General features: G+C 30.8%; 16 protein-coding genes. All 16 read left to right on the plus strand.

What is annotated here, in order from left to right:
- Positions 1 to 67 precede the first annotated feature (67 nt).
- The 16 genes from HH304_RS04950 to HH304_RS05025 all read left to right on the plus strand — a co-directional run bounded on the left by HH304_RS04950 (position 68) and on the right by HH304_RS05025 (position 13443).
- On the plus strand, positions 68 to 904 hold the full coding sequence (locus HH304_RS04950) for an OmpA family protein (RefSeq protein WP_169678565.1): 837 nt from the start codon (positions 68 to 70) through the stop codon (positions 902 to 904).
- Between the two features lie 182 nt (positions 905 to 1086).
- The gene (locus HH304_RS04955; RefSeq protein WP_169678567.1) at positions 1087 to 1926 is read left to right on the plus strand and encodes a DUF3667 domain-containing protein; all 840 of its coding nucleotides are present in this window, start codon (positions 1087 to 1089) and stop codon (positions 1924 to 1926) included.
- A gap of 17 nt (positions 1927 to 1943) precedes the next feature.
- Entirely contained in the window at positions 1944 to 2201 is a 258-nt protein-coding gene (locus HH304_RS04960; protein ID WP_271711508.1) for a DUF3781 domain-containing protein, read from the plus strand.
- Positions 2202 to 2302: 101 nt separating this feature from the next.
- Complete coding sequence (locus tag HH304_RS04965) at positions 2303 to 2755, plus strand: hypothetical protein (protein WP_169678569.1); 453 nt, start codon at positions 2303 to 2305, stop codon at positions 2753 to 2755.
- 150 nt (positions 2756 to 2905) lie between these two features.
- Complete coding sequence (locus tag HH304_RS04970; protein WP_169678571.1) at positions 2906 to 4333, plus strand: S41 family peptidase; 1428 nt, start codon at positions 2906 to 2908, stop codon at positions 4331 to 4333.
- A 36-nt stretch (positions 4334 to 4369) separates the two neighbouring features.
- Positions 4370 to 5200 carry a hypothetical protein gene (locus HH304_RS04975; RefSeq protein WP_169678573.1) on the plus strand — a complete coding sequence of 277 codons (831 nt, stop codon included), beginning with the start codon at positions 4370 to 4372 and terminating at the stop codon, positions 5198 to 5200.
- Positions 5201 to 5299: 99 nt separating this feature from the next.
- Positions 5300 to 6031: a subclass B1 metallo-beta-lactamase gene (gene bla / locus HH304_RS04980; protein WP_169678575.1), complete on the plus strand. Its 732-nt coding sequence runs from the start codon at positions 5300 to 5302 to the stop codon at positions 6029 to 6031.
- Positions 6028 to 6429: a hypothetical protein gene (locus HH304_RS04985; protein ID WP_169678578.1), complete on the plus strand. Its 402-nt coding sequence runs from the start codon at positions 6028 to 6030 to the stop codon at positions 6427 to 6429. The genes bla and HH304_RS04985 overlap by 4 nt, the downstream gene beginning before the upstream one ends.
- 127 nt (positions 6430 to 6556) lie before the next feature.
- Positions 6557 to 6952: a hypothetical protein gene (locus HH304_RS04990; RefSeq protein ID WP_169678580.1), complete on the plus strand. Its 396-nt coding sequence runs from the start codon at positions 6557 to 6559 to the stop codon at positions 6950 to 6952.
- A gap of 121 nt (positions 6953 to 7073) precedes the next feature.
- Complete coding sequence (locus HH304_RS04995) at positions 7074 to 7832, plus strand: hypothetical protein (protein WP_169678582.1); 759 nt, start codon at positions 7074 to 7076, stop codon at positions 7830 to 7832.
- On the plus strand, positions 7816 to 8202 hold the full coding sequence (locus tag HH304_RS05000) for a hypothetical protein (protein ID WP_169678584.1): 387 nt from the start codon (positions 7816 to 7818) through the stop codon (positions 8200 to 8202). Before HH304_RS04995 ends, HH304_RS05000 begins: the two co-directional genes overlap by 17 nt.
- Positions 8199 to 8477 (plus strand): hypothetical protein, encoded by a 279-nt coding sequence (locus HH304_RS05005; RefSeq protein WP_169678586.1) that lies wholly within the window; start codon positions 8199 to 8201, stop codon positions 8475 to 8477. Before HH304_RS05000 ends, HH304_RS05005 begins: the two co-directional genes overlap by 4 nt.
- Before the next feature lie 249 nt (positions 8478 to 8726).
- Positions 8727 to 10106, plus strand: a complete 1380-nt coding sequence (locus HH304_RS05010) for a hypothetical protein (protein ID WP_169678588.1) — start codon at positions 8727 to 8729, stop codon at positions 10104 to 10106.
- 212 nt (positions 10107 to 10318) lie between these two features.
- Positions 10319 to 10882 (plus strand): helix-turn-helix domain-containing protein, encoded by a 564-nt coding sequence (locus tag HH304_RS05015; protein ID WP_169678590.1) that lies wholly within the window; start codon positions 10319 to 10321, stop codon positions 10880 to 10882.
- Between the two features lie 135 nt (positions 10883 to 11017).
- Positions 11018 to 13045, plus strand: a complete 2028-nt coding sequence (locus HH304_RS05020; protein WP_169678592.1) for a serine hydrolase — start codon at positions 11018 to 11020, stop codon at positions 13043 to 13045.
- An 86-nt stretch (positions 13046 to 13131) separates the two neighbouring features.
- Positions 13132 to 13443: a hypothetical protein gene (locus tag HH304_RS05025; RefSeq protein WP_169678594.1), complete on the plus strand. Its 312-nt coding sequence runs from the start codon at positions 13132 to 13134 to the stop codon at positions 13441 to 13443.
- The last annotated feature ends 349 nt before the right edge of the window (positions 13444 to 13792 follow it).

Genomic DNA, 13792 nt, shown 5'->3' on the forward strand with positions numbered 1-13792 from the left:
GCAAATCAGGTATTATATTTTTCATCCTATTGCATTGATATTAAATAACAGAAAAACCAATACATTCATGCTACAAAGAATTTTCATTCTTGTATTAACCGGGGTTATCGGTTCATACTATACCTATGCACAATCAATTTCGGAATGTGATCAAAAATCACTGTTTTCACCAATGCCTAATCATGAGGCCAGGCAATGTGAGATTAAAGAATTTGATTCATATTCAATTACCAGAAATACAGAAAATGGTAATTATGAATCATTTAATGTTGAAGGTGAAGTCCATAAGGTAAGTTACGATTGGAAAGGTGAATGGTCAAAAAGACCTTCGAATGTTCAGATATATAGAAACTACCAAAATGCAGTTGAAAAACAAGGAGGCGAACTTCTATATGAATCGGGTTCAGCATACTTTAAGCTTAAAAAATCAAATAATACTTATTACATAGAAGTATTTGCTGACGGAAGTGGCATGTACAATGTGACTACTATTAAAGAGAGCTCCATGAAGCAGGATGTAGTCTATTCAGCACAGGAAATAAATAAAATCATTAATCAGGAGGGGCAGATTACATTCTATGGAATCTATTTTTATACTAACAAGGCCACATTAAAAACTGAATCAGACAACACGTTAAAGGAAATAGCTAATTTCCTGAAAGCAAATAAAGGCAAACAGGTTTACATTGTCGGACATACAGATAATACAGGTAATCATGATTATAACCTTAAATTATCAAAGGAAAGAGCCGAAACAGTTGTGAAAACTTTAGTTAATAATTTTGGAGTATCAGCAAGTCAACTTACAGCAGAGGGAGTCGGAGAACTTTGTCCGGTAGCTAGTAATAATTCGGAAAAAGACAAAGCATTGAACAGAAGAGTAGTAATGGTTTTAAAACCATAGGATTTAATTAATAAATGGATATATAAGCGTTGCGGGTAGGATCAACTGTGTAGAAATTTTATCAGGCTTTTATAAAATTTTATTTTGATATATATGACTTCATATTATTGAAATAATTCATATAATTGTTCTATAAAAAATCTAAACCAGAGTTATCAACCAATCAATTCTAATAAATAAACATGTCAACCAATACCAATATTGAATGTAAAAACTGTAAAGCTGAATTGCATTCTGAAGATCTGTTTTGCAGTAAGTGTGGAGCAGAAATAATTAATGAGAAGGTTACTTTAAAATATTTATTATCAGGGTTATACTCATCACTTGGGTGGGATAATCGATTTTGGACTACATTAAGAAAGTTAATTACAAATCCGGGCCATGTATTTGAAAAGTATTTAAAGGGAACAAGAAAAATGTACTCCCCTCCCTTTACTTTTTTTGCCATAGCAATGACGATTTATGTATTAATAATCGGCTTTAATTCACAAAAAATCGAGGAGATTACTTTTCCTATCCCGAAAACAGAGGAGCGTATTTCTACAGGGTCACAAACTGATAGCAAAAGTTTAAAAAACACTAATGATTATCAGGAAAAATCTGCTTCAGTCCCATCAAAATCAAATGCCAATATTAAAAAATTAACTGATTTTATAAAAAAGCATTATTTTCATATTTCATTTCTGCTACTTCCACTCTATGCATTAATAGCGTATCTCGTTTTTGGCAAACCAGATAACTATGCTGAACACCTGATTATCAATTCTTATATAAATGGGATAATTATTTTTTCAAGTATCATATTATTAATAATCACTTTAATAACTAATCTGGAAGGCATTTTCACATACGGCCAATATGCAATCATTCTTCTTTATTATGCCTATGCTTATCATGATTATCGCAATTACACAATTAAGACATCCTTAAAAAAGTCATTTAAATTCTTCCTTATATTTAGTGCTTTTTTCATTCTCTTTACATTAGTAGCCGTTGTATATGCTATCATTAGTGTAACGTAAGGGTAAATATTTATGAAATGAAAATCAACAAGCAATTAATCATTAACAAGCTTTGTTATACACCCCTTGTTTACCAAAGAATTAATAAAAAGCTAGCAACTAACTATACTACTAATGAAATAGAAAACCTTATCTTTTCAATTATTACAAATACTAATGAAAATGAAATAATAAAATCCGGTAAAAACTACTACCTCATAAACCCTGAATACAAAATAAGGATTACTATTAATTCCACTACATTTAGAGTAATAACTGTAGATAAGATCAAATAAATGAAGATCAATGAATAACAAATGTAATCTTGCAAATCTATCGTTATTCACATAATTTTGGTTTGGAATTATTAAATTTTTCAACTACCAAAACACAACAAATGATGACTAAAATACTTTTAGGAAGTAGAAACAACTTTTCCTTAAAAACTAACCGATGGATTTATATCATCGGGGGTTTAATATATGCTTTGTTGGGTATTATGATGGTATTAGATGATGGCTTTTCATTATTAGCTATCAGCTGGATAATCATGGGAGTTATCGGAGTTGTTTATAGCATATTAGCATTATCTGGAAAGTCTAAATATGCGCCTAAATTTGAAGCAGATCAAGAAAGATTATCCTTTAAAACAGGTGTGTTTTCTTCGACAATAAATTTTCAATGGAAAGATATTCAGATGATAAAATTTGGTCATTATACTATTGAAATAGTTTCCAAAAACCAAAGCAAAAACTTTACCTATGAAACTAACCCTGATGTATCAGTTTCTATAAAGCAAACTATAAGAAAATATGCCCAATCTAAGGATATTGAAATAATCGGTGGTTAATTAATTTTCTTCTTCACATCTAAATGAATGACATATAAATTAATTGACAACAATAATTATCAGTTAATTACAAACTTCATAAAACAAGGATTAACATCAATCATTTAATACTATTCAATACTCAGGGACGTTGATTATTCAAACGCCGTAATGAGACTTATATTTCTATTTTTATTTATTCCATTTTGGGTTGTATCTCAGACTGCACCTGAATACCTGGAAGATTTCCAGATATATAAAAAAGCATTAACTGAATACCATCCTTCGTTATATCGATTTAGTTCAAAACAACAGTTTGAAAGCACCTTTGATGCTATTGAGAAGCAAATTAATGAAAACACATCTCCCCTTGAGTTTTACAGAATGCTTTCCAAAATTGAATCATTAATCAGAGAATCTCATTCATATATTAGTCCTTCTCAAGAAATTTTAAAGATTATTTATTCATCACCGTTATTCCCTTTTGAAGTATATGTAAAAAACAATAAGCTATTAATAACTAACACAAAAACTAATCAGTTTAGACATTTTATTGGAACGGAAATAACATCAATAAATGACATTTCAATTGACCAAATAATTGATTTATTAGAGCATGCTACAGGTATGAAATCAGCATTTAGCAATTCAGCATTATTAGACCAGCTATCTTACAATGATAATTTCGCATTAGCCTATGCCCTGTTCATTGAAGCCCCAAAGCAATTTAAAATAGAGTATAAGGCAAATTTAAAAAGCAGTATCATTTCAGAAACTATAACAGGAGTTATTCCCAGTCCCAAAAATCAAGAACTTCAATTCCCGGAATATCCGGAAGAAAAAGACCCTCCTTTTTCATTCGAAATTAAAGGTGAAACAGCATTAATGACCATTACAACTTTTGCTCACTGGATTGTTTCGGCAGACATAAAAGACTATCATGACTTTTTTCAAAAATGCTTTGAAGAAATCCATGATAAACAAATCAGTTCACTAATTATTGATGTCAGAAACAATAGAGGTGGTGAAGGTTTGTTGGCTTCAGAACTCTTAAGCTATATAATTGATCAGGATTTCACACAATACAAATACCTGAAAACCAACACCCTGGATTATAAATACATCAATAGTCTACCTGATTCAAAAAAAATTAAAATAAGCAAAAGAAATTATATCGAAACTGATTTCGGGTACTACCTTATTCGCAGTGAAATCCTTGATTCAATCAAAATCAAGGATAAGTTTCACTTTGAAGGTGATGTATTCATACTCCAAGGCGGGGGTTCCCGATCGGCCACAAATTCATTTCTGGCGTTGGCAAAAACACATAAAGCAGGAACTTTAGTTGGAACTGAATCAGGAGGTGCGTATGAAGATGTTGATGGAAGAAAATTTGCCCAGTTCACTTTGCCTAAATCAGGTATAAAAGTAACATTTCCTGTTTTTTGCATCAAAATCAACTCATGGGATGGAGATAAAAATAAGGGGGTTATTCCAGACATAATTATTGAGCCTGATATTAAGGATATCCTAAATCAAAAAGATAGCCAATTACAATTTGTCTTAGATTTAATTGCTGAAAACCAATATTCTAACTAACTACAGTTTAATTTAGCAGTAAATAAGAGACTCAAAATGAACAAATTACCCATTTTCATACTTTTATTAATAATTTTTGCTGCCTGTAGCAAAAAATCTGTAGATGACTCAGAAACAAACGTTTATAAAAAAAAGGTTGCAATTGTTTTAACAAGCCCAGATAGTTTTAAAGCCCCCGATTCATTGTTATCCGGATATTATGAAATTTCATTTTCAAACCAGACTAAAGAACTGCATTCTGCTCATTTAATTAAGCTTAATGAAGGCTATACAGCTAGTCAACTCATCAATGCTTATGCAGATTCAATTCGCACCGGAGGGGACAGACCTAAATGGATGACTCATTGGGGAGGAGTTATTTCTCAAAATGGAATTAGTAAAATATCACTTGAACTAAAACCTGGTAATTATGTTTGGGTTTGTGTGATGGGTTCAGACTCACTACCCCATTTTGTAGGACATGAAAATAAGCCTCTACATGTAGCTGTTAATAGCATTCAAGTAACTCCTCTTCCGGATGCAAATGTTACAATTACTATGACTGATGAAAATCATAGCCTTAATCAACCACTAAATAGTGGTTCTCAAACTGTAGAAATAACCAACTCAGGCTCAAAATATCATTTGGCCGCAATCTCAAGATTAAATGAAGGATCATCTGTTGAAGATGTTATTAGCTGGTACCAAACATACGATGGTCCACCTCCAGTATCAGGATTATACTCAACTTCTGCAATTGGTCCGGGATTATCAGCAAGAATGGACCTTGATTTACAACCCGGAACTTATATTTTGTATTGTATGGCTAATGCAGAAGGTAAATTTCATTTACTTGATGGAGCTATAACTACTTTTGAAGTTGAATAAGTAATATTCATTTAAAATTTAGCTGTCAAAGAACAAATTTCATGTAACCTCTCACCTATTTAATTATTTTGCACAAGCGTTTTGCCAGAATTCAAAGTAATGAAGTTAACATACTATCTATTAATTATATTATCCGGAATTAGATCAATAGGATTTGCTCAAAATCCTGATTTTTTATACCAAAGTGAAAATGTAAAAATCGAAAAGCTAACAGAAAACACGTACCGCCATATCTCCTACCTTGAAACGGATTACGGTAAAGTGGGTTGTAACGGAATGATTGTAGTTAGTGACGGTGAAGCTTTGGTATTTGATACCCCAACAAATGACAGGGATTCAAAAGAGCTAATCAAGTGGATTGAAAACACACTTAATGTTCAGGTAAAAGGAGTCATTGTAACTCACTTTCATGATGATTGTCTTGGAGGACTCAAGGGGTTCCATGATAAGCTTATCCCCTCCTATTCATCATTTAAAACAATTGACCTGGCTAAAAGTGACAGTGTAACCATACCTCAAAATGGATTTGAAAAGCATCTGGAAATTAAGGTTGGTTCACATTGGGTAACCAACGAATATTTTGGTGAAGGCCACACAATAGATAATATCGTATCATATTTCCCAAAAGATAAAGTAATGTTTGGAGGATGCCTGATTAAATCATTAGGTGCTGGCAAAGGATATCTTGGTGATGCCAATACAGCCGAATGGTCGAATACTGTTAGAGCAATAAAGAAAAAATATGGGGATATAAAAGTTGTGATCCCCGGCCATGGGAATCCAGGTGATATTGAATTACTTGATTATACTATTGAGATGTTTAAATTATGAATAAAATAATATACTGGTTTCTATTCCTTATTTCTGTATTAATTCTTCTGGTAAATTTTGGAATCGGCCTAATGGCAATGAGTATCATTATAATCCCGGTACTTGGCTTACATATTTATAATGGAATTAATCTTGATAAAATAAAGGATTATAAAATCGCAGTTTTAGCATCTTCGGTTAACTTTTTATTATTTGTATTAATCAGGCCTGATGGTGTACATTCTCTAAACGAAAATGGATTAAGTTCATTTTTGAGTTTATTTCATATCAATTTTGGATACAATAAAAACCTTGAAAATTTCTCTTTTTTTACTTCAATAATTTTATTGTTTACTCAGTTGTTTATCGAAATAAAACTAAGAAGGATGGTAAAAAGAAGTGAAATAATAGCTCACTAGATATTCATTAAGCTGATTAATTTTTAAATAACCGAAACAACACTTTGCTTTATATTTTTAAAGATTACATAAAGAATACTCGAGTCCACTCCCTAATTAATTTTTTCTTTTGTTGAAAATTATTCGAATGAAAAATCCAATTACAAAGTATTTCATAATCCAGCTAATAATTGGCTTTACCTTAACTATTATATCCATTAATTTAACAGGGGTAATAAATGATTTAGATGATTATTCAAAAGGAAGATTACTCCTGCTTTCATTCGTGGGAGGATTACTGTTCACTTTGTTTAATGGAATTATTAATTCTTTAAATTTCACCTATCCAAAATATCACAATAAATTAATAGCATTTTATCTACCGGTAATGATATGGCTAATACCATTAATATTTATAATTTCAGATCTAATTATAAAAAATGATTCGAAACATTCTGATTGGTTATTAATTTTGATTTGGATAGAACCAATTCTTTATAATTTAATATTGTCTAGGTCTACTCCTCCTAAAAGCTCTTCATAAAACTTATTTTATCTTCTAAATTTATCATCCTCGTAGTATGAATATTTTTTTAAATAATTTTCGATCAATTTATACTCATCAGAAAAATCTTTTCAATGTTTAAATTATGAATGATTTTTTTATGAAATACCTAATATTAATATTTATAGTTTTATGCGGGTGCTCACCATCAAATACACCTAAATTCAATATAGAGGTATTTAATAGTAATCAAATGTATCTTGATCTAATGGAAGAATATGATATGAACATGGATACACTTATGTTTGAAGACGAAAATTATGTTATTAGCGGATCTTGTAATGGAGAATGGGGAGGTTCTATTAAGTTCAAGGAAAAAAAGGACAATTCTGTCTATGCCTGCGAAGCAACTTGCCCGGTTAGTGTTGACAAAATTGATAATATTTATTATTTATCAACAACCCTAGCTCATGGAAACGGATTTTCGAGGATATTCAAGATATTGGAACCCTCATCTATGGAAAAATATATATTACCAGAACCTGAATTAATGGATGATGGTACTTTAGGATATTATATTGGTGATACAGAATCAAAATCTTCTTTAGGACGAACTACTATTCTCGATACCACCCAGATCTTGATCATATCTACTTTCCCTTACAACAAAGATCTGTTTTATATTACTACAGATTTTAAAAACACCTGGTTATCAAGAGTAGTTAACGGCAGGTTTGAACATCTAAAAAAAATACTGGATTTCGAAATTATATCTTATGAACCAATGCTTGTCCATTCTAGTAATGGAAGTCGCTTATCTGTTTTTTATAATGAGAGTAAAAGGGGTTTAATAAAAATTACTGGAAACAATATTGATGTGGTACTCATTGAAAAACATAACTATGAAACTAATAACTAAACTTTCATACTTGATTTTGTTAGTGTTTCCAATAGTATTAACCATATTAATATTTGCAACCATTATGACTGTAGGTGCTTCAGGACATAGCGCTGGATTTGGCTTTTTTGAATCAGGAATTCTTTTAATTTATTCATTATTCATGATACTGGCTAGTTACAAGTCCTTGAAAAAAAGCCCTAAATCAATCAAATTAAGAATGCTCAATTTCATATTAATAGTACCATTAGTTTTAATTAGTACATTTTTCCTTTCTATGATTCTATATGCTCCTACAGGATTACCTATTGATTTATTTATAATTATAATAACATTAACCGGAACGCTTTCAGGAACAATTGTTCTATACGATAACATTAAAAATAAATGAGGCCTCCTTTTGAAAATAAATATGCGCATTTAATAAAGAAAGATATTAGAAATTTAAGGAGCTTTAAACTATTTACCTGGTCAGGTTTAATCTTAATTAGTTATTTTATTACTGCCTTTATAGATGATTTCCTTGACATCGAAATACTTATCTTTGTATTATACCCTGGGATTGCAATAATATTACTTCCTTCCGCTCTTGTATTTATTACTTCATCTCTAAGTTTGATAATTGATCTCAAAGAAATGAAATCCAGAGATCGAATAAGTAAATAAATTCAAATGTCTTGATAACCAAATTCATTCAATATAAAACCATCAATTATTCAGACACAGATAAAATAGCACAATAACAAGAATTAAAATAAATTTTCTTAAACAACATTTTATTCTCCGATTAAATTAAAACCTCATTATTTTTACTTAATACCTCACATTTTGTTCTTTATCGAATTTAGCCAAACTTTATTCCATCCCACAATTCCCTAATATACTTTTGCCTGTTAGTATTAACATTTTTTTATCATGACGATTTTTAAAAGATATTTTTTACTCTTATCACTTGCCTTAGGTTTCAGCCTGTTTTTTAGCTGCCAGGAAAAGGAAGTTCTAAAACAGCAATTATGTGATGGCTCTGAATATAAAGTTTCATATGTATCCTTTACATATATTTCTGTTACTGAATTCACATATTATGTGTATGCTCCGGAAAATAAAACAATCTTCGATAAGGATATAACAGTAAAATACTATGTTCAAGGTAGTTCAACGCCAAATAGGAAAATGATAATTCCTGCAGGAACTAGCTCACCTGCACAGTTTCATAATTTTCAAACTATTAATGGAGATCATCCAAAAAATATTAATATCGTTACTTCAGACTGCCCTGAAGGAATAGAAAAACCTGAAGAGGAAATCATTAATGAAGATGAAAATCCAGATTGCACAAAGAAAGTTTCTATTAAAATTAAAAAATGTGAGGATCAAGTATTTTTAGATTGGACCACAAATCTATCAAGTTCAGTGATTCTCAACGTATATGGAAAAAATATACTTATTACCCAGGATCATGGATTAAGCTATAATATATCAGATCTAAGTATTAATGATTCAATTCCTACTTTACTGGATTCTGATGCCTGCTTATATACTATAAGAAAATCATGTACCGGCACTACGGGTATACTTAGCATATCAGAAATGATTGAAGGTGGTCAGGAATTGATTATCTCTGTAACGGATCCTGATTTGAATTCAGACGAAAGCAGTGTTGAAAGCGTAACTGTTGAGGTAAATAGTTCATTGGGTGAAAAAGAACTGGTTGTATTAACAGAAACTTCTGAAAGTAGCAATGAATTCTCTGGTGTATTATTAACTACTTTAGGCTCTGAAGCCGGTACTGATAATGACAATAACCTTAATATCGAAAATGGCACAATAATTACAGTAACCTATCAGGATGAAAAAAATGGAAATGATGTATCCGTTGCAAATGAAAAAACTGTAGTTGCTTCAGGAGATACTGCTCCTAATAATTATAGTGTAGTCTATGCAGGTAATACTTACTTCCTTGAAGCCGATTCATATAACATATTTGATTTCCAGGAACCTCACAGTATATTATTCAGCATTGATGATGGACTAAATACTTTTTTCCTCTCTATAGAGATTTATTACCAGGGTACAGAACTAACTTCAGGAACTTATGTTGTCGGTGGACAGGATCAGGGAGTTAATACTGAAACTAGTGGAGTAAATGTTGGAACAGACCCAAGCAACTATAAAAGTTTTACAGGAGGAACAGTTGTTGTCACAGTTCAGCAAGATGGCTATTTACTAGAAATGAACCTGGAAGAAGGTAATAATACTCTGGTTGGTTCTTATTTCGTTTCCACCATTAGATAACTAGAATAATAATTATAAAAGGGCTGCAACATAGTTGCAGCCCTTTTTTTTCAATACTGCTTACTATATCAGTGTTTTTTAATTAAATAAAAATATCTAAATAGCAATAAAATCCAATATTTGACATAATTGTCGTATAAATGCCGCAATTATACCGTCACAACTAAATCTGATTTATTTATAGATTTGCCTACACAACAACCAAAATCAACATGCAGGAAATCGGAAAAAAAATAAAAGAAATAAGAAAGAAAAAAGGCTTATCACAAGAAGAGCTTGCTGATTCAGCAAAGGTTAACTTAAGGACAATTCAACGTATTGAAAAAAACGAAAGTGAGCCTAGAGGAACAACTCTAAATTTGATATGTGAGGCCTTAGAAATTAATACAGAAGAAATTCTGGATTATGGTAAACAAGAAGACAACAACTATTTATTCATTATCCACCTTTCTGTTCTTGCATTTCTTGCAATCCCAATAGGTAATATTATTCTTCCTCTGATTTTATGGATGAATAAAAAAGAAAGAATTATCGGACTTAAAAAAATTGGTGCCAACATTTTAAATTTTCAAATAATCTGGTCGGTAATTGCTTTTATATCATTCTTATCATTTGGATTTCTAAAAATCCTACATATCCCCTATCATTATGTCCCCTTCTATATCTTTTTAGGGCTAAATCTATTGAATATTATTTTACCAATAGTTTTCTCTTTTAAGGCAAAAAATGGAAAAATAAATAACTATTATCCTAACCCTATAACTATTATTAGATAATTCTTTGGTGAGTTTTATTTGATTTAAGACTAGGGAAATTATAAATAATTAGCATTTCCATTTATATCTTTTAACATAACACAGTAGTATAAAGGTTTGAATAGTTAGTTAATTTGTTACTTACAGATATTCAAAATGAGACTAACCTTCATTATACTTTTTCTAACTAGTTTTATTCAAAGCTCATACTGCCAGATAAACATCTCCGGGAAAGTAATCGATAGAAAAACAAATAATGCGATACCATTTGCCAATATAGGAATTAATGGTAGTAAAATAGGGACAATAAGTAATGAAGACGGGTCCTTCTCAATAAGCATACCTGCTGAGTATACTAATCTACCTCTATTATTCTCCTCTGTTGGCTATAACCAGGAAGAAATCATAGTTTCACCTCAAGTTGGGCAATCAGAATTAATAATTCATCTTACTGAAAAGATAATTGAATTAGGTTCAATTGAAATCAAAGCAAAACGCCTTAAACCTCGTGAAGTTGAATTTGGAAATGGCAAAAGTTTACTTTTATCAGGTCAACTTCATTATGACACTGCTTCAGCCGGTAGTGCAATGGCATTATTGATTGACAAATCTGAATTTGAAGATCTTATTTTCTTACAAGACGCCTCATTGTACATTGCCAAAAACCTTTCACCCGAATTCAAGATTAGACTTCGGCTTATGACTGTTGATTCTGCAACTCAACAACCGGGTAATGATTTACTTAATTCCCAGACAATAAAAAAATCAGATATTAAAAAAGGTTGGTTAAATTTTAATTTTAATGCCAAACAAGTCATTAATGAAAGGAAATTTTATTTAGTATTTGAGTGGATAATGGATAAGGATGATAGAGAATATGTAGCGAAAAAATATGAACAATATATTAATGAATTTCCTGATAGAGTTTCTTACGACACGGTAATAATCAACAATGAAAAAATATCAATCCCTCATGTTAATACAGTAGTCGCCGGAACTGTATTTGGTGTAACCAAATCTGGAAAGGATCTGGAAAATTACACGTGTTATTATCGATCTAATAGTTTTGGCACTTGGAAAAGGTCAAGTGGTATTCTATCTGCTAAAATTTCATTTTCAAACACACCCTTAACTTATACTCAAAACAAAAATAAATCTACAAGTCCTACTGATCTAAATGACAAAATCGATAGTTGGGCAAATGAATTTAAAAATGAATATGAGATACCCGGATTTCAATTATCAATCGGAAAAACTGACTCAATTATTTATTCAAAAGGGTTTGGATTTTCTGATGTCCAAAGATCTAAGAAAGTAGATAGAAATACCCAATTCAGAATCGCAAGCATCTCAAAAACCATGACTTCCGCAGCTATCATGCAGCTATTGGAGAAGAAGTCAATAAATCTGGATTCACCCATTCAATTATATGTACCTGAATTTCCGGAAAAAAAATATCCAGTAACAGTAAGACAGATTGCTGCTCATTTGAGTGGAATTAGGGGATATTACGGTAAGAGTTGGGATGAAATATTTATTCAAGAACATTTCAATAGTCTTTCTGAAGCATTAAGTATTTTCAAAACAGACTCACTAATTTCAATCCCCGGCACTGAATTCATCTACTCCTCTTTTGGATATATTCTTTTAGGGACACTGATAGAAAATGTTACCAACGAAGCATACTTAGATTACATGACAAATAATATTTGGAAACCATTAAGCATGAATTTTACCTATGGAGATGTTTATGACAGCACTTTCACAAATAAAAGCAAATTTTACTTTCTCAGTGGAAAAGAAGCATTTCCTTATGACTTAAGTTATTCATATTCTACAGGTGGTTTAATTTCTACAACAGATGATTTGGTTAGGTTCGGACTTGCTTTAACAAGGAACATGATTATAAGTGAAAATTCAAAAAATGAAATATTCACAACTCAAACAACAAGTAACAATTTTAATACAGGTTATGGGTTGGGTTGGTATATATCAAAAGACAACCAGGGTAATCAAATATGGTATCATACAGGAGAACTTCCTTCATCAGGTTCAATTATTTTAATTTGCCCAAAGAATAACATTGTTGTATCTCTTCTTGCGAACTCTCCGGTTGTTTCAGATTCTGACAATAAATTTTTAATGGATATTTTAAAGATATTAGATATCATTAATCATCAATAATATATTTTTATTGATTTGAACAAAACCACGATTAAGGCACAATTATTGCAGGAATAAAATACATAAAACTAATAATTACACTAATAATGAAACAGTTCTTCATTTCAATATTATTCTTATCAATTTTAGTTTCTTCTTGCAGTAAAGATGATAATTCTATCTATGCTGAATACGAATTCATAAATGAATATACTGCAACCATTACAGTAGGTGGTGTAGTGGGAATCGAAGACAGAACTTTTATAATTGGAGAAATTTATAAGGGAACAGTATTAGATTCTGAAACGATAAAAATTAAAATTGCTGAATCTTCTGAAATGAATAAGAATTGTCCAAATAGCTGGTGCTATCAGGAATACGTGAATGTCCCTAAGGAATACCTCAAGCTTGTTGATTGATTTTAATAACTAATATATATCAACCAGTACTAGATACTAATTATAACATTTGGCACTTTTTAGTTTAACACTTTAAGGTAAACAGGTAAAATCATTCTTTACAATTTTCATTCTAATGGTAATTTAATTGTAATCGGAGGCTTCAAATTAGGCTAGCTATATGGAATGTATCAATTTACCTTTGGTAAAGACTTCTTGAGCTGGAAAAATGATTGGAAAATACGCCTAGTTATAATCTAAAATGGGTCTATTCATATGAAGATGGATTAATGTCTTTAAGTAATTCGTATGTGGACGGACCAAATTTAAAAATTAGAAGAGAGTAATTCCTGATAGTCAATTAATATGA

It is taken from the genome of Marinigracilibium pacificum (assembly GCF_012926615.1).
In the GTDB taxonomy this organism is placed as follows: Bacteria; Bacteroidota; Bacteroidia; order Cytophagales; family Cyclobacteriaceae; genus Mangrovivirga; species Mangrovivirga pacifica.